Genomic DNA, 16,125 nt, shown 5'->3' on the forward strand with positions numbered 1-16,125 from the left:
TTGAGGATATGGTGCTGAACATGGGTCCGCAGCATCCGTCAACGCACGGGGTTTTGCGGCTGGAACTGATCACCGATGGCGAGATCGTTAAAGAGGTTATCCCTCACATTGGTTACCTGCACCGCTGTTTTGAAAAACATGCCGAATCGCTTACCTATCAGCAAACCATCCCCTTTACGGATAGGATGGATTACCTGGCGTCTATGAACAACAGCCACGCATGGGTAATGGGTGTGGAACGCATGCTGGGCATTGATAAGGATATTCCAAAACGTATTGAATACATCCGCGTGCTGGTTTGCGAGTTGAACCGCATTGCATCTCACTTAATTGCTATTGGCACTTATGGTATCGATATCGGCGCCTTCACCCCTTTCCTCTGGTGTTTCCGCGACCGCGAACATATCATGGGGATGCTGGAATGGGCCTCGGGATCGCGCATGCTGTATAATTATATATGGGTGGGTGGCTTATTTTACGATCTGCCTGTAGGCTTTGAGGAACGCTGCCGCGAGTTTGTAGATTATTTTAAACCAAAAATGGTAGAGCTTAACCGCCTGCTTACCGATAACCAGATCTTTATTAGCCGCACCGCAAATGTTGGTGTGTTGCCCCTGGATGTTGCTATTAACTATGGTTGCAGCGGACCTGTGCTGCGTGGTTCGGGTTTAAAATATGACCTGAGGCGCATCGATAATTACTCCGCTTATCCCGAACTTGATTTTGAGATACCTATTGGCACTGGTAAAATGGGTACCACCGGCGATTGTTGGGACAGGTATAAAGTGCGTGTCGACGAGGTAGAGGAATCGCTAAAGATCATCAGCCAGTGCCTCGACCGTCTGCAAAAGGAATTAAAACGCACACCGGAGTTCGACCCGCGCGCAAAACTTCCCCGTAAACTCACCCCAAAACCACAAGACTACTACATGCGCGCCGAAGGTACCAAAGGCGAACTGGGTTTCTATTTTATCCACGACAGTAACCGCACCGAGATCCCCTTCCGTGTAAAATCTCGCGGGCCAAGCTTTTGTAATTTATCCGTACTGGAAGAATTAGGTAAAGGCGTGCTCATAGCCGATCTGATAGCCACCATTGGCTCCTTAGATTTTGTGCTGGGGGAAGTGGACAGGTAGATGTTAGATTCAAGACTTTAAGAAACAAGAAAGCGCAGGTAGGTGCACCCCAGAAGTGGCAAGTTATTCACCCATTCAAGCGATTGGGTGGCCCTTACAGGGCAATTTTATTATTCATTTTGCTTGCTGCAAAGCGGTAATCACGCTGAGACATAAGAGGCTTCTTTGTAAAAAAATAGCCCCACAAAAAAAAGAGAAGCAATTTCTTGCCTCTCGTTTTCATATTGATTTTTTTGGATGTTACTGGTTGTAAACCTTCACTATAAACACATAGTTCTTTAGCTTTTTAACTTGCTCTTTACGGCTTAAGCCGGCTAAAGTATTTTTCGTATTCAAAATTAATGGATTGTTTTTTAAAGAGTCTGCAGGAATATCCTGGATAGTCTTTAAGAATAATGCAGATTTTTTAGCAAACGCAACGCCCTGTGTTTGGGTTTGCCTTCCGCTGATAATACCAATCACATTACCTTTGGAATCGAAAAGCGGGCCACCACTATTCCCTTGATTCACGGGAACGGATACCGTATATTCTGCCGTATCGCCTTGAAAACCTGCGTCAGACGTTAACGCCCCGGGACCAAAAACTACAGCGTCTGTAGGGTATCCATATGTATAAACATCTTCGCCCAACTCGCTTTTTCCTTTTTTGAAACCGTAAGGAACGGCCCCAAGGTTTTTAAAAGCAGGGTCGTTTATTTGTAATACCGCTATATCGTGGCTGGCATCGGTAGCAATAACCTTGGTATGGAAAGATTCGCCATCAGCGTTTTGTACATACACTGAATCTGCGCCATTTACAACATGGAGATTGGTTAAAATATAACCGTTAGACGATAAGGCAAATCCTGTTCCGCGGTACTTTGCAGTAATAATTGGGCCTGTTTTTCCACCTCTTTTAATAAGGTCGTTTGTTTTAACCTCAAGTTTCTTAGTTGAGTTTTCAACCTGGTTAACTTTACTTACAAGTTGTTGATAATCGGCTTTCTTATTGCTTAAATACCCCGTGAAAAACAAAGTAAGCAGTGTAGCAAATATCGCTATCGATGCTGCTACTGATATTTTGGAATGATGCTGCCTCCATAGGCGCACTACGACGGATGGGTGCGCCATCAGATCGTTCGCGAGCGTGTGCGCATCTATCTCGTCATGGATGGCGTTTAGCCTCATCTCCATGGTATGCCTGTCGTTATACTGCTTTAATAAGCCGGTGAAGTGTTTATGCTCCTCCAGTTTTGTTTCAACCACTGCATCCTTATTACGTAATGCATCAAATTCCGCACGCTCTTCAACGGTCATTTCACCGTTAAGGTAACGTTCGATCATTTCTAATAGTTGATCATTTTTCATTCTTCGCCCCTCTTTCTATTGTTGCTGAAAAAACAATTTTTTTAGCCTTTGCAGGCATTTGTATTTCTGCGTTTTCGCGTTATCCGCGTTTGTATATCCAAACCGCTCGCAGATGTCCTGCATCGATTTATTGTGCATGTAAAAGTCTTCCATAATGGTTTTGCAGGGTTCGCCAAGCAATTTAAGCGCCTCGCCCATTTTATTGAGCTGAAGGTCTCGCTCCTGTTGCATTTCAACCTCATCCTCTACCGGCAGGTAATCTTCAAAATCCTTTATATCGCCACCGTACCGGTTCATTTGCTTTAGGCGTTTAAGCCAAAGCCGCCTGCAGATGGAGTAGATATAAGTTTTAAGCTTGCTGCTCAGTTCAAAATCGCCCCGTTTAACCTTATTATAAAGAACTATGATAGCCTCCTGGTAAACATCCTTTGCATCGTCCTCGTTACCATTATTATTGATAACCAATTGCAATATCATTGGAAAGTAAGCCAGGTAAAGCTTTTTAAGAACAACGTCGGAATTATTAAGTATACCCAGTATTACTTCACTATCCGCCGGTATCTCCACATTTAAATGATTATTCACTACTTAATACGCTTTATTCTAAATTGTAACCCAATATTATCAACTATTTTTTTAACGGAAAACCATCCGTTTTCTATGCGATAAAGTCGGCAAGAACCGCCCGAATCAACCTGCAATATCGGGTTAATATTTGAGAGCGTAAGCGAGCCGTGGCATAATAATTGAATTTGGAAGAGTATTAAACTTGTATTTAAATACTTACAAACGTTAAAACATTCACCATGAAAAATTCCATCAAGTGCATATTCGCGGCTTTAGCGATAGCGATAGCGGCTACAGCATGTGGCGGCGACCGTGGCGGTCAACATCCAGATTCTCTTAAGGCGGATACATCCGTAATGGCCGATTCTACCAAAGCGCCTGTTTCGCCCGCGCCGGGCTCTAACGGTTCGGCAATATCGGCAGATACCGGGCTGGACAGATCGGGATCGGGCGGTACGGACATCGTTAAGAAACCATAAAAATTGATATCGAACACCGAAATCCTCCCTCATTATCCGATAGTTAACATTCGGTGTTCGATATTATTCAAACCATTTATCTCGCTTTTCCGATAGGGTTACCTTTTTCATGTTTGGTATATTAATACCAAAACAAATCAATCATGAAAAATCTATTCAAAATTGCCATGGTGGCTCTTGTAGCATCTGCCACCATTATTGCCTGCGATCCGCCGAAACAAAAAACCGACGAAACCGAAAAGTTCGACTCACTTAAAGTAATCGACACACTCAAAAAAGATTCGGTTACGCTGAAGGCCGATTCGCTAAAGGTTGATTCTGTGAAAAAATAATTAAAAATAATGGGTTACCTTTTCAGGTCTTATATATTAACTACCAATCCACAGGTTTAATATTAAAACCTGAAAGGGTGCCTTTTTCAGTTTAAGATTTTAAGGTAACCATTTAACAAAAACACCGATCATGAAAAATTCATTCAAATTAGCAATTGTAACTTTAGTAATAGCTGTTTCTGCTGCTGCCTGCGGTGGCGATGCAAAAAAAGTGGTAGTTGATAGCACAAGCGTAGATTCTACTATCACAAAAACGACTACTGTAGTTGATTCGACCAAAAAAGACACTGTTTTGGTTAGCGATACAGCTAAAAAAGACACAATTAAAAAATAATTAAAAATAGTGGGTTACCTTTTTAGATTCCCGGTATTAACCAACTGTAAGAATAAATATATTTATAACTCCCAAAACAAAAAAACATGAAAAATTCATTCAAACTTGCGGTTTTAGCTTTAGCTATCGCTGTTTCTGCTGTTGCTTGTAAAGGTAAAACTGCTTCTGAAGGTGCAGATACAACTGTAAAAGATACTACAGTTAAAGTTGATTCTACTGTAAAAGTTGATTCTACTGTAAAAGATACTACTGTTGTAGTTACTAAGAAAGACACAGTAAAAATGTAATCTTAAACCTTTAAGGTTTAAAGATTTATTAGTTTTCTTTAAGAAAAAGGTAATCCGGGTATTTATTTTAAATACATGGGTTACCTTTTTATGTTTGTGGTATTAAAGAGTGAAAACTATTAAATCACTTAAAAAAAACACAAAATGAAAAATGCTTTCAAAATTGGCTTTTTAGCCTTAGCTATCGCGGTATCTGCTGTTGCTTGTAAAGGTAAAACGGATTCTGCTGCTACTGATTCAGCTAAAATGGATTCAGCTAAAATGGATTCGGCTAAAATGGACACAGCTGCTAAAATGGACACAGCAAAGATGGATACAGCTAAAATGGACACAGCTAAAAAAATGTAATTCATTTTTTTTAAATAAAAAGCCCTCCGGTTATTTCCGAAGGGCTTTTTTGTTGACGTGAATTTATATAAAACATTTATGCCGGTATTTGTTTATTGCTGAAAGCGTAGTTTACATGAGATACAATGAATGGAATACCCTCAGCAACGAAGAGAAAAAAAGCACGCATTGGAAGCATCACCCACGCGTAAGGGTTGCCACCATTTTCTCTATATTGTTTGCAATTGTCTTCGCGGTGGCGCTTTTGCGCATTTTTAAAAACAAGCGAGTACACGTCAACCGCAAACCAAACCGCTTGGAAGCCTTTACCGTTGCCAAAACGTTTATAAAAAACAGGCTGAAGCAACCGGCTATGGCAAGTTTCCCAAATAATAAATTTGACGCGTTGATAGATACCGCTAAAAATTCATACCAAATATCGTCATACATCACCGCGCATGATAATACGGGGCATTCGTTAAAAACCGCCTGGCAAATAAATATGGCCTATACAAGCGGCGATTGGGCCGATACCAGCAGTTGGCGGGTAGCTAACGTAATTATGAACCCCTAATGCAACAAAAAAAGCGCCCGTTAAGCGCTTTTTTTGTTTATAAAACCTTGTTTAGTGTATCACACCGTCTCGCAATGCCTTTACGGTATCGTGCGCGGCCCTAAGTTCTTTTTGCTGTTTACTCAATATCTCGCGGATATAGGACGGCAGGGTAACCTCGTCGAGCGCGGTTTGGTAGGTTTTCTTTATCGCGTCTTCGCCAAATTCGCATTCCTCCAAAATACTGTATTTACTGTGCCCGTTAAACGCCGCCTTCAGATCCAGCCAGGTGCGGTGCAGCTTGCCACTGGTAGAGGTGCCGGTTTCAATATCATTACCAAGTGCGGCTATTTCGGTAGCAATTTCCATTTTAAACCGGTGGCTATCGCCAATAAAGTTTACAAAGGTGTTTTTTAGATCGGCACCCTCATCTTTTAGTTCAGTGAGTGCGCGTTCAAAACCTGCTATTCGGTCGTTATTGATCAAAACCAGGTCGTTAAGGGTTTCAATAGTTGCTTTGGTATTTTCCATAATATATTCCTCCTGTTAAATAAAACCGCATAAAAAAATATTGTTTCAATTAAGAAACAATATTCATAGTTAATTTAAATAAGTTTTTTGTTTATTGTTTCCCTCTGAATGCAGAAATGATCCAAAGGATAATGCCAATGATAACAATAACGGCTATAACGCCAACGGCTGCACCGGCTTTAAATATGCCGCCTATAACCGTACAGCTGCTAAGGGCAACCATTGCCAATACAAATAAGGAAATGTTTAATTTTTTCATGGTAGATTATTGAAGATTTATGATGAAAATCCAATACAATAATCGCACCGATTTAAAAAAGCGGAAAGCAACTTAGTTTTCTTCTATATTACCGGCTTCTGCAGGCAAAAAGCGTACAGCAATTAATACAATAAAAAAACTCATAGCAAACAGTGGCATCACTGTTTCCAGTATCAATAGTAAACTCATTTCAAGAAAATTAGCGGGTGCAAGCACCGTTAGTAATTATTTAGGTTGGTAGTCCCGGCTCAAATGCGCTTTCTCTCAGATAGGTTTTACTAATTTATAGATTGGTTTTGAAAAAAAAAATGTTTTGTGAAAAAAAGATGAAATTTTTTTTTCACAAAATTTATAAGAAAAATTAAACGCCTTTTAACTAATGTTAATTATACATTTAATTCAAGTAAATTATACGATACTCAGCCACAGAATAAACAACTAAATTTGGCCCATTATTTATATATGGATCTTTTATTTTCGTTAACCGCCGTAGTTGTAAAGTTTAGCGGCACCACTGTAATTAATAATCTCAGCTTTGCTACGGGGAGCGGGCAGCACTGGGCGCTTACAGGTAATAGCGGCTCGGGCAAGAGCGTACTGCTGCAGGTTATAGCCGGCAATATCAGCATCAGCGGTGGAAAGGCCGTTTACAACTTTGTCGACGAAAATGGCAAGCCCGCTATCGATTTTCATCCCTATATCGCTTTCGCAGGTGCCAGGCACCATTTTAAAAACCTCTCAAACACCAGTAATTTTTACTACCAGCAGCGCTACAACTCCTCCGATTCGGAAGACGCGCTTACAGCCGAGCAGTATTTGCAGGCCATTAAACCTAATACACACTCCCCTGTTTACTGGGGGTTTGAAAAAACCATCGCGGCGTTAAACCTGCAGCACCTGCGCAATAAGCAGGTGATCAAACTATCCAACGGCGAAACAAAACGACTGATGATCGCCGCCGCCCTACTAAAAAACCCCACCCTATTGCTGTTAGATAACCCGCTTACCGGGCTGGATGTGGCCACCCGCAATTATTTCAATACCCTACTGAGCGAAGTAAGCGCATCAGGAATCACCCTGGTGATGGCCACTTCGGCGCATGAGATACCAGAGGTGATTAATAATGTGGTTGTGCTGCAGAACGGTGCCATCGGCAAAACGCTCACCAAACAGGAGTTTGAAGCAGCCATCGCCCTCCAGCCCGATAAACCCAATGTAGACGCCACCGCCTTAGCATCCCTTATTCAAACCAATGGGCAGCCGCACAATTACACCAAAATTGTGGCTATGAATAATGTAGTGATTCGCTATGGTGAAAAAACTATCCTCAACCATATCAACTGGACTATAAACCCCGGCGAGCGCTGGGCATTGCTGGGGCCAAACGGCGCGGGTAAAAGTACCCTGCTCAGCTTAATAAACGGCGATAACCCGCAGGCCTACGCCAATGATATTGTTCTGTTTGATAAAAAGCGCGGTACCGGCGAAAGTATTTGGGATATAAAAAGTAAAATAGGTTTTGTATCGCCCGAGCTATACCAGTATTTTCCTACCGATAACTCCTGCCTTCAGGTGATAGAATCAGGTTTTTATGATACGCTGGGGCTTTTCCGCCAAAGCAGCCCGGCTAAGGCCGACCTCGCCTTAAACTGGATGAAGGCGCTGGAGATTGATAAATATGCCCGTGTACTCTTGAAAAATATCCCTGCCAGCGCGCAGCGTTTATGCTTATTGGCAAGGGCGCTTATCAAAAACCCAGCACTTCTCATTTTTGATGAACCCTGCCAGGGACTGGACGATCACCAGCAACTTCACTTTAAAACCGTAGTTGACACCATTTGCAGCATCAGCAAGGTAACTCTTATATACGTTACGCATTACCAGCACGAGATACCCGATAGCGTGGATAGGGTGTTGAGGTTGGATAAGGGGGAAGTAGTGTAGTCGGAATCAGAATTTACAGAATTTTAGAATTAACAGAATAGCCGGCATTCTGAAAATCCTTTAATCTGTAAATTCTGATTCAGACAGCCTATTTTGTCAACCCAAAACCACCTTTCCGCTTTTACCTTTCACCTTTCCCCTCCCACTACGTATATTTGTATATGAATACAGCCGATCTGTTGCAGCGCGCTTTAGCTTTCGATTTCCTGAGCCAGGAGGAAGGGGTTTACCTCTACAATAACGCCTCCACTGCCGACCTCATGTACACCGCTAACGAGCTGCGCAAGATCCAGGTGCCTCACGGTAAAGTTACCTGGCAGATAGACCGTAACGTAAATACCACCAACGTTTGCATAGCCAACTGCAAGTTCTGTAACTTTTTCCGCCGCCCCGGGCACGATGATGCTTATATCACCGATATTGAGACCTACAAAAAGAAAATTGAAGAAACTTTCCGCTACGGCGGCGACCAGCTTTTACTTCAAGGCGGTCACCACCCCGATCTGGGCCTTCAATTTTATACTGACCTGTTCCGCGAGCTGAAACAGCTTTACCCCAAGTTAAAACTACACTCTTTAGGTCCGCCCGAGATTGCTCACGTGGCTAAACTGGAGGGCATGAGCCATTACGATGTGCTGAAAGCCATGAAGGAATCGGGCCTGGATTCACTTCCCGGTGCAGGTGCCGAGATCCTGAACGACCGTGTACGCCGCCTCATCTCTAAAGGTAAATGCGGCGGTAAGGAATGGCTGGATGTAATGCGCGCCGCTCACCAGCTCAATCTTCCAAGTTCGGCCACCATGATGTTCGGCCATATAGAAACCATTGAGGAGCGTTTTGAACATTTGGCTTGGATCCGCGAGGTACAATCCGAAAAACCGGAAGGCCATTACGGCTTTGTGGCCTTTATCCCCTGGCCGTTCCAGGATGATGGTACGCTGCTGAGAAAGGTTCGCGGCATCACCAACAACGTAACCGGCGATGAATATATCCGCATGATAGCCCTAAGCCGCATTATGCTGCCTAACATTAAAAACATACAAGCCAGCTGGTTGACCGTAGGTAAGCAGGTTGCACAATTGTGCCTGCACGCCGGTGCAAACGATTTTGGTTCTATCATGATAGAGGAAAATGTAGTGTCTGCCGCAGGCGCACCACACCGTTTTACGGCTAAAGGCATCCAGGATTCTATTAAAGAAGCCGGCTTCGAACCACAGCTCCGCACTCAAAAATATGATTGGCGCGATGTGCCCGTTGAAATTGAGGAACAGGTTATAAATTATTAAGCGAAGCCCCACAGCCCCCCTGAAGGGAGCTTTTGATTGGCAGGGCGGCTAGTATCCTTAATAAGCCATCTCATTTCGATGAGCATGCGGGCAGGAAAAGCGCGGGAGGGCAAAGAGAAATCTTATACGTCATGCTTCTGGAATTTGCAATTCGCCTACAAACATGGTGTCTATAAGCACAGCGTCTAAGATTTTTCCCCCTCGGTCAAGAGGTGGTTCTCGTCGCTGCGCTTCCCTCGAACTGACATACTTTTTTGCCATCGATTATTGTTTTTAAACAAAATCCTCTCTCACTTTGTTATTCCTCTATGCAAAGCCACTCCATCAGCATTACCAAAGACGAAGAAACCTTCCGTTTCGAGATAAGCGATTACCCGAATCATACGCACGATCATTGTAAATTTGATGTGTACCAGGATGGCGCATTGGTTGCCGGCTTTAACCCCGATGAACAGAACATCCTCCACCTTTGTAACGATAAAGGCACGGTTTCCCCGGAAGTTTTAAATCTGCTGGCCGACGAGATTGAAGCGCATCACTGGATGTAGCCCCTACTCAAAATCCTTCTTCCTGCCTTTCGGACTTTCCCGCTAAAACATATATTTGCAGCGCATGGAAGATATCGGACAATACATCGAAGCACTCATTTTCGCGTCTGAACAGGGCATCCGTATGGAAGAAATTTTATACTGCCTGCAGGCAGCTTTCGAACATGATTTTACCGCCGACGAGGTAAATGCGCATATCGATACCATCCGAGCCAAGTATGGCGAAAACCAGTACGCCATTGAGGTAGTTAAGATCAACAACGGCTACCAGTTCCTCACCAAAAAGAAATTCCATCCGGTTATCAGCCTGTTGCAGCTGCAGCGCTCTAAAAAGAAACTGAGCCAAGCGGCGCTGGAGACCCTTGCCATCATCGCCTATAAACAGCCCGTAACCAAATTGGATGTGGAGCAGATCCGCGGTGTAAACTGCGATTATTCGATCCAAAAACTGTTGGAAAAAGAGCTTATTGCCATTACCGGGAAGGCCGAAAGCGTTGGCAAGCCCATACTTTATGGCACCAGCAGCCTCTTCATGGACTACTTTGGTATAAACAGCATTACCGAACTGCCACAGCTAAAGGAATTTACAGAAAGTACCAGCACTATTGGCGAGCCTTCAGAATAAATTCAAAAGATATTTTTATTGAAAATGATTTTAATTATTTTTACTCTTAATAAGCTGATTATTCAACAACAACCTTTACATTTAAAAACAATTAGGTTAACCGATAAAATTTTAACAAATAAACATTTATTAAAATGGCAACTCCAAAAAAACCTGTTACCAAGAAAATAGCCGACGACGATGATGAAGACTTGGATGATGACGTAACGCCAGGCAAAAAAGTAGCAGACGACGATGATGATTTTGATGACGATACCCCACTGGACGATGACCTGGGAAGATTTGACTCTTTTGACCCTTATGACGAAGAAGACGACGACTAATACCGCCGCATAACCATATTTTATAAAGCATTCAGTAGCCCGCTGGATGCTTTTTTTGTAAAGGGCATTTTTGCTACCCGATGAAGATAACCGAAATAGAAAGCAAAGCCGACAAAACCGCGTTCCTGGAGGTTGCGCGTATTATTTATAAAAACGACGATAATTGGGTATGCCCGCTCGATAATGATATTGAAGCCGTTTTTGACCCCGCCCGCAACAACTTCCACAGCCATGGCAAGGCCACCCGCTGGATCCTGACGGAAGATAGTGGCCGGCTCATAGGCCGCGTAGCTGCTTTCATCAACCAAAAAAAAGCTTACAATTACGAGCAGCCAACCGGTGGTATGGGCTTTTTTGAATGTATAAACAATAAAGTAGCTGCATTTTTACTTTTTGATACCGCAAAAACCTGGCTGCAGGCAAACGGTATGCAGGCAATGGATGGCCCCATCAACTTTGGCGAAAACGACAATTTTTGGGGCCTGCTGGTAGAGGGCTTTACCCCCCCATCCTATGGTATGAACTACCACCTGCCCTACTATAAGGCTTTTTTTGAAGATTACGGCTTTAAAACCCAATACGAGCAGATAACCAACCACCTGGATGTGCATAAGCCGTTTTCAGAACGGTTCACTAAAATAGCCAACTGGGTTATCAAAAAACCGGGCTACAGTTTCGAACATTTTAAGGCGAAAGAAATTGAGAAATACGCGGCAGATTTTTTAGAGATATATAACGACGGCTGGCAGGATTTTGAGAATTTTGTGCCCATAAACCACACTACCATCCTGGAGAGTTTTGAAAAGATGAAGGCCATTATGGATGAACGACTAATATGGTTCGCCTACATCAATAACGAGCCCGCATCCTTTATTGTGATACTGCCGGATGCCAACCAGCTGATAAAACCATTGAACGGCAAATTAAACTTAATAGGCAAGCTGCTGTTTGTTTACCGGCGCTGGAGAGGGGTATCGCGTATGCGGGCTATAGTAATGGGTACCAAGCAAAAATTCCAAAACCACGGGTTAGAATCTGCTATATTTATCAAACTAAAGGAGTATGTTTTACCCCTTAAACAGTATGATGAACTTGAATTATCCTGGGTGGGCGATTTTAACGACAAAATGATAGCCATGCACGCAGCGGTGGGCGCTACATTTGGCAAAAGGCATTTAACGATGCGATGTGTTTTTAAGCCCGGAAAATAACTTCCGGGCCGTAAAAATTTATGCCGTAACTTTTTTGTGCCTTAATTCTTCAAAAAGTTCAATAACTTTCTTCTGGAGGTCGATAACTTCGGTTTCGCGGTCCATTAGTTTTTTATTGACGTTCTCTAACTCACTGGCGATCTTTTGATCGTGCTCCGTTTCGTTATAAGTAAGTAACTGCACAACCGACAACTCAAATAAAGCAGAGATCTGCTCCAGGCGGGATAGGTTGATATCAGTAATTCCGGTTTCAATTTTCGAAAAGGCGGGGATCGAAATATCTAATCGCTTAGCTACTTCTTCCTGGCTCCAGCCTTTTTGGTGGCGTAACAACCGGATTTTTTTTCCAAGTGTCTTCATATATGGTTAATTAGGATAAGGGTTTCGCAATAGTTAATAAAGTTACATTTAATTTGAACAATAAACTAATTACTACTATTATTTATAATAATTACTTTTTTAGTCGCTCAAATTAATTTTCCTGACAGGTTTAATTTGTGAAGGACTGCTTCACGGCGGCCGAAAGTACTACATCTTATTCACCCTTAGTGCTTTATGTATGAAAAACATCATAGCGAACAACGGCTCATAAAACATTCTTTAAACAGCTAAATGTATACAATTCTATGCAGTCAATCAAGTGATGGTAATAAACTATTGTTACAAGCAAATTTATTTTATAGCGCACCGAGGCGCTATAGCTTTTAAAGATTCACCAACACCGCGTTACTTTAACAACAGCACCGGCACGGGCGAACTGGCAGCCAGTTGCTGTGATATGCTATTATGCAATATAGATTGTAAAAAGCTGTAGGTATGCGGCAATGCTATCACTATCTGCGCGCCTTTTTCCACCGCGAAATTAAGCACGCCCTTAATAATTTCGGGGTCGCTTATGTAATGGTATTCGGGTTTAAGATCTTTAAGCATTTGGTGCAGGGCAGTTTCTTCGGCAAGGGTTTCGGCATTAGCAACACCTTGCTTTCCCTTGGCTACGGCGTGTACCACTAAAAGCTTAATATCTCTCTTATCCAACAACTTATGCAAGGCCTCTGCAGGTACGCTACCTTTCACCTTTTTAAAATCGCAGGCTACCAGGGCCGTGTTAATCCGCTGGTATTTATAGGCAGGCGGCACTACCATTACCGGCACCGGGCAGGTTTTTGATATGGCTATTACGTGGCTGCCGATGCCTATATTTTTTTCGCGTACGGTGCTGTTACCAATGCTGCCCAAAATAACCAGGCCTACACTGTTTTGCGCAACGGCATCAACAACCGCACGCAGCAAGTGCGAGTGATGCAAGCGGGTTTGAATAACTACCCCCTCTCTCACCCTGCTTTGCAGTGTATATTTTAAAGTCTCCAGCTGGCCTATGCGGATGCCGGCCTCCTCTTCTACTTCGCTCTCGCGCAGCATAATCATATCCGCGTTGGGCAAAAGCGACTCATAGGGAGAAACGTAATAGGCATTGATGAGTATAATGCGTTCCACATCGGTTTGGTGGCTTAACTGGGCGGCATAGTGGGCGGCGTTAAAGGCGGCTTCGGAGAAGTCGATAGGTACAAGATAAGTTTTCATATCGATAATTTTAATACTTTCTGACTATTTTAGTCTAAAAGTTAATACAATACAAATTTAGCTAACACTGGGCCGATATTGTCAACCTGGTTTCATTTCTATAATGGGTACTTTAAAGGTATTGATTTATTATAAAATATAGCTACACTTGTACTGTAATAAAAATTATTACAAATAAAAAAATGAACGGACGGTTCCCCATAGCTTTACATATCATGACATTGCTCTGCAGCGCGGAGGGTTTGCTGCCGTCAGAGTATATGGCTGGTAGCATCAATGTAAATTCGGCTTTGGTGCGTAAGGAGCTGAGCAATCTCATTAAAAATAAACTGGTAAGCAGCCAGGAAGGCAAAAACGGCGGTTATACCCTCGCCCGGTCTGCCGCGCAGATCACCCTGGCAGAAATCTACGAAACAGTAAAACCCCAATCCGTTTTGGGCCAGGCAAAAAATGAGCCCAACCCGGCCTGCCCTATCGGCAAGCAGATCAATCAGCATATAACAGCCCTGTACGTAGACGTGGATAAGGCGTTGATGCAAAGGCTGGGGAATACAACTTTATTGGCATTTGTAGCCAAATTCAATTAAAAAATTTAAAACAAACTGTAATATATTTAATTACAATTAAACAAACACAATTATGAAAGTAGCAGTAATAGGCGCGACAGGCTTTGTAGGCAGCGCGGTAGTAGCAGAAGGCTTATGCCGCGGGTATGAGATAACCGCTATCGTTCGCAATACGGCAAAAGTGCAAAAGGCGGCAGGCGTAACCGCGATATCCGCAGATGTATATGATGCAGATGCACTGGCAGCCGCCCTATCCGGCCACGATGCCGTTATAAACGCGTTCAACGCCGGGTGGACAAACCCAAACCTGTACGATGATTTTACCAAGGGTTGCAACAGCATACAGGCAGCCGCGAAAAAAGCAGGGGTAAAACGCTATTTAACCGTTGGCGGTGCCGGCAGCCTATACATAGGCGAGCACCAACTGGTAGATTCTCCGCAGTTCCCGAAAGAGTACTATGCCGGTGCCTCTGCCGCCCGCGATTACCTTACTGCCCTGCGCAAAGAAGAAGATTTGGATTGGACTTTCCTGAGCCCGGCCATTAACCTGCACCCCGGCGAGCGCACCGGCACCTTCCGTTTGGGTACCGAAAACCCGGTGTTTGATGAGCACGGCAAAAATGATATTTCGGTAGCAGACTTAGCTGTGGCAATATTCAACGAGTTGGAGAACAACCAGTTTGTGAAGAGCAGGTTTACCCTGGGTTATTAATGCTTTGGAATAATGAAATAATTGATTTCCAAATCCCACGATTTTCAGGGCGCGGATTTTCCCGTGCCCTGTTTTGCCTATCTGCTATTCCATATAATTTTTCGATAGCGCTTTCGTCGGAGCAATTAGCCTTAATTTGAGCGACGAGGTTTTCTTCATATTCCTTCGATACAAGCTTCTTCTTAACTAAAAGAATATCTTGCAGTAAGCTTTTTATAAAGCCCCACTCTTCATCGGTTACAGATGCTTGTTCAGCCTTATTCCCTACCCGGATTAAATGATCCAAGTCGCCGCCGAACTTTTCATAAAAGGTTAAACTCTCATTTGTTAACATTATGAAACAAATTTCGCCGCCACCCAGTCTTTATCTTTTTTGTGGTTGATGTACGTTAGCCCGTATTCCCGGGCCGCGTTGGTGATGATCTCCAGGTCTGGAGTTTCATAAAAACCGCTGAAATAGATCTCGCCGCCGGGTTTTAACACACTGGCATAACTTTCCATCTGGTCGAGCAGGATATTACGGTTGATGTTGGCGAGGATAGTATCATACTGTTCCGTTGGGATGGCATCTTTAGAACCGCATATAGCCTTAATATTCTGAATATTATTAAGCGCCGAGTTTTCGATAGTACTCTCATAACAAACGATATCATAGTCGATAGCGGTAAGCTCCGCAGCGCCTAATTTGGCAGCGAGGATGGCTAATATACCAGTACCACAGCCCATATCCAGCACGTTTTTACCTGCAAAATCGTTCTCCAGCATCAAAGCCATCATCATTGCTGTTGTTTGATGATGCCCGGTACCGAAGGCCATTTTAGGATCTATAACAATCTCATACGGAAATTCCGGCTTAGGGGCATGGAAAGTGGCCCTTACAAATACCTGGCCGCTAACCTCTATCGGTTCAAAATTACTCTCCCAAACCTCGTTCCAGTTCTTCTGCTGAATAAGGGTGATCTCATAACTAAAGGCGAACATTTCCCGATATTCAGCAAGGTGATTATCAAGCGTTTCCTGATTAAAATCATCCACTGGGATGTATGCTTTAAAGCCGGTTTCTACCTCTTCAAAAGTATCAAAACCTATCTCCCCCAAGGCCCCGATAAGCAGGTCCTGCTGGTAGTCTTCGGTAGTAATCGTAATGAAAAAGATTTCGTAGTAGTTCATGGGGAGA

At 43.3% G+C, this 16,125-nt stretch carries 23 protein-coding genes; 15 read left to right on the forward strand and 8 right to left on the reverse strand.

Annotated features, from left to right (window positions below):
- Window positions 1–8 precede the first annotated feature (8 nt).
- Entirely contained in the window at window positions 9–1,136 is a 1,128-nt protein-coding gene (locus tag EPL05_RS12730) for an NADH-quinone oxidoreductase subunit D (protein WP_243837296.1), read from the forward strand.
- A 240-nt stretch (window positions 1,137–1,376) separates the two neighbouring features.
- On the opposite strand, the gene EPL05_RS12735 is transcribed toward EPL05_RS12730, so the two are convergent.
- Window positions 1,377–2,483 (reverse strand): S1C family serine protease, encoded by a 1,107-nt coding sequence (locus EPL05_RS12735; protein WP_128534352.1) that lies wholly within the window; start codon window positions 2,481–2,483, stop codon window positions 1,377–1,379.
- Window positions 2,484–2,498: 15 nt separating this feature from the next.
- Window positions 2,499–3,068, reverse strand: a complete 570-nt coding sequence (locus EPL05_RS12740; protein WP_128534353.1) for an RNA polymerase sigma factor — start codon at window positions 3,066–3,068, stop codon at window positions 2,499–2,501.
- 221 nt (window positions 3,069–3,289) lie between these two features.
- Here EPL05_RS12740 and EPL05_RS12745 point away from each other — a divergent pair, with 221 nt between their 5' ends.
- The 6 genes from EPL05_RS12745 (at window position 3,290) to EPL05_RS12770 (ending at window position 5,383) form a co-directional block, all read left to right on the forward strand.
- Entirely contained in the window at window positions 3,290–3,529 is a 240-nt protein-coding gene (locus EPL05_RS12745; protein ID WP_128534354.1) for a hypothetical protein, read from the forward strand.
- 143 nt (window positions 3,530–3,672) lie between these two features.
- Entirely contained in the window at window positions 3,673–3,861 is a 189-nt protein-coding gene (locus EPL05_RS12750; RefSeq protein WP_128534355.1) for a hypothetical protein, read from the forward strand.
- Between the two features lie 130 nt (window positions 3,862–3,991).
- Complete coding sequence (locus EPL05_RS12755; protein ID WP_128534356.1) at window positions 3,992–4,195, forward strand: hypothetical protein; 204 nt, start codon at window positions 3,992–3,994, stop codon at window positions 4,193–4,195.
- Between the two features lie 86 nt (window positions 4,196–4,281).
- Window positions 4,282–4,482, forward strand: a complete 201-nt coding sequence (locus EPL05_RS12760) for a hypothetical protein (RefSeq protein ID WP_128534357.1) — start codon at window positions 4,282–4,284, stop codon at window positions 4,480–4,482.
- A gap of 144 nt (window positions 4,483–4,626) precedes the next feature.
- Window positions 4,627–4,830 carry a hypothetical protein gene (locus EPL05_RS12765; RefSeq protein WP_128534358.1) on the forward strand — a complete coding sequence of 68 codons (204 nt, stop codon included), beginning with the start codon at window positions 4,627–4,629 and terminating at the stop codon, window positions 4,828–4,830.
- Window positions 4,831–4,945: 115 nt separating this feature from the next.
- Window positions 4,946–5,383 carry a hypothetical protein gene (locus EPL05_RS12770; RefSeq protein WP_128534359.1) on the forward strand — a complete coding sequence of 146 codons (438 nt, stop codon included), beginning with the start codon at window positions 4,946–4,948 and terminating at the stop codon, window positions 5,381–5,383.
- Window positions 5,384–5,434: 51 nt separating this feature from the next.
- Here EPL05_RS12770 and EPL05_RS12775 read toward each other — a convergent pair whose 3' ends face one another.
- Both EPL05_RS12775 and EPL05_RS12780 read right to left on the reverse strand, forming a co-directional pair.
- Window positions 5,435–5,893 carry a PA2169 family four-helix-bundle protein gene (locus EPL05_RS12775; RefSeq protein WP_128534360.1) on the reverse strand — a complete coding sequence of 153 codons (459 nt, stop codon included), beginning with the start codon at window positions 5,891–5,893 and terminating at the stop codon, window positions 5,435–5,437.
- A 91-nt stretch (window positions 5,894–5,984) separates the two neighbouring features.
- Complete coding sequence (locus EPL05_RS12780; protein ID WP_128534361.1) at window positions 5,985–6,152, reverse strand: phosphatidate cytidylyltransferase; 168 nt, start codon at window positions 6,150–6,152, stop codon at window positions 5,985–5,987.
- A 462-nt stretch (window positions 6,153–6,614) separates the two neighbouring features.
- Between EPL05_RS12780 and EPL05_RS12785 the strand changes: the two genes are divergently transcribed.
- From EPL05_RS12785 to EPL05_RS12810, 6 genes are all read left to right on the forward strand, one after another.
- The gene (locus EPL05_RS12785) at window positions 6,615–8,096 is read left to right on the forward strand and encodes an ATP-binding cassette domain-containing protein (RefSeq protein ID WP_128534362.1); all 1,482 of its coding nucleotides are present in this window, start codon (window positions 6,615–6,617) and stop codon (window positions 8,094–8,096) included.
- A 161-nt stretch (window positions 8,097–8,257) separates the two neighbouring features.
- Window positions 8,258–9,382 (forward strand): cyclic dehypoxanthinyl futalosine synthase, encoded by a 1,125-nt coding sequence (gene mqnC / locus EPL05_RS12790; RefSeq protein WP_128534363.1) that lies wholly within the window; start codon window positions 8,258–8,260, stop codon window positions 9,380–9,382.
- A 308-nt stretch (window positions 9,383–9,690) separates the two neighbouring features.
- Window positions 9,691–9,930 carry a hypothetical protein gene (locus EPL05_RS12795; RefSeq protein WP_128534364.1) on the forward strand — a complete coding sequence of 80 codons (240 nt, stop codon included), beginning with the start codon at window positions 9,691–9,693 and terminating at the stop codon, window positions 9,928–9,930.
- A gap of 64 nt (window positions 9,931–9,994) precedes the next feature.
- The gene (gene scpB / locus EPL05_RS12800; RefSeq protein ID WP_128534365.1) at window positions 9,995–10,555 is read left to right on the forward strand and encodes an SMC-Scp complex subunit ScpB; all 561 of its coding nucleotides are present in this window, start codon (window positions 9,995–9,997) and stop codon (window positions 10,553–10,555) included.
- Window positions 10,556–10,689: 134 nt separating this feature from the next.
- Complete coding sequence (locus tag EPL05_RS12805; RefSeq protein ID WP_128534366.1) at window positions 10,690–10,878, forward strand: hypothetical protein; 189 nt, start codon at window positions 10,690–10,692, stop codon at window positions 10,876–10,878.
- An 80-nt stretch (window positions 10,879–10,958) separates the two neighbouring features.
- Window positions 10,959–12,089 carry a GNAT family N-acetyltransferase gene (locus EPL05_RS12810; protein ID WP_128534367.1) on the forward strand — a complete coding sequence of 377 codons (1,131 nt, stop codon included), beginning with the start codon at window positions 10,959–10,961 and terminating at the stop codon, window positions 12,087–12,089.
- A gap of 18 nt (window positions 12,090–12,107) precedes the next feature.
- Here EPL05_RS12810 and EPL05_RS12815 read toward each other — a convergent pair whose 3' ends face one another.
- Both EPL05_RS12815 and EPL05_RS12820 read right to left on the reverse strand, forming a co-directional pair.
- Window positions 12,108–12,449, reverse strand: a complete 342-nt coding sequence (locus tag EPL05_RS12815) for a helix-turn-helix domain-containing protein (RefSeq protein ID WP_128534368.1) — start codon at window positions 12,447–12,449, stop codon at window positions 12,108–12,110.
- 366 nt (window positions 12,450–12,815) lie between these two features.
- Window positions 12,816–13,670, reverse strand: a complete 855-nt coding sequence (locus tag EPL05_RS12820) for a universal stress protein (RefSeq protein WP_128534369.1) — start codon at window positions 13,668–13,670, stop codon at window positions 12,816–12,818.
- Window positions 13,671–13,852: 182 nt separating this feature from the next.
- On the opposite strand from EPL05_RS12820, the gene EPL05_RS12825 reads away from it, so the two are divergent.
- Both EPL05_RS12825 and EPL05_RS12830 read left to right on the forward strand, forming a co-directional pair.
- On the forward strand, window positions 13,853–14,257 hold the full coding sequence (locus EPL05_RS12825) for an Rrf2 family transcriptional regulator (protein ID WP_128534370.1): 405 nt from the start codon (window positions 13,853–13,855) through the stop codon (window positions 14,255–14,257).
- A 52-nt stretch (window positions 14,258–14,309) separates the two neighbouring features.
- Entirely contained in the window at window positions 14,310–14,948 is a 639-nt protein-coding gene (locus EPL05_RS12830; protein WP_128534371.1) for an NAD(P)-dependent oxidoreductase, read from the forward strand.
- On the opposite strand, the gene EPL05_RS12835 is transcribed toward EPL05_RS12830, so the two are convergent.
- Together EPL05_RS12835 and prmA are read right to left on the reverse strand one after the other, a co-directional pair.
- Window positions 14,932–15,282: a hypothetical protein gene (locus EPL05_RS12835; RefSeq protein ID WP_128534372.1), complete on the reverse strand. Its 351-nt coding sequence runs from the start codon at window positions 15,280–15,282 to the stop codon at window positions 14,932–14,934. The two genes, EPL05_RS12830 and EPL05_RS12835, sit on opposite strands and share 17 nt — an antisense overlap.
- Window positions 15,282–16,118 carry a 50S ribosomal protein L11 methyltransferase gene (gene prmA, locus EPL05_RS12840; protein WP_128534373.1) on the reverse strand — a complete coding sequence of 279 codons (837 nt, stop codon included), beginning with the start codon at window positions 16,116–16,118 and terminating at the stop codon, window positions 15,282–15,284. The genes EPL05_RS12835 and prmA overlap by 1 nt, the downstream gene beginning before the upstream one ends.
- Between the last annotated feature and the right edge of the window lie 7 nt (window positions 16,119–16,125).

This window comes from Mucilaginibacter gilvus (genome assembly GCF_004054195.1).
In the GTDB taxonomy this organism is placed as follows: domain Bacteria; phylum Bacteroidota; class Bacteroidia; order Sphingobacteriales; family Sphingobacteriaceae; genus Mucilaginibacter; species Mucilaginibacter gilvus.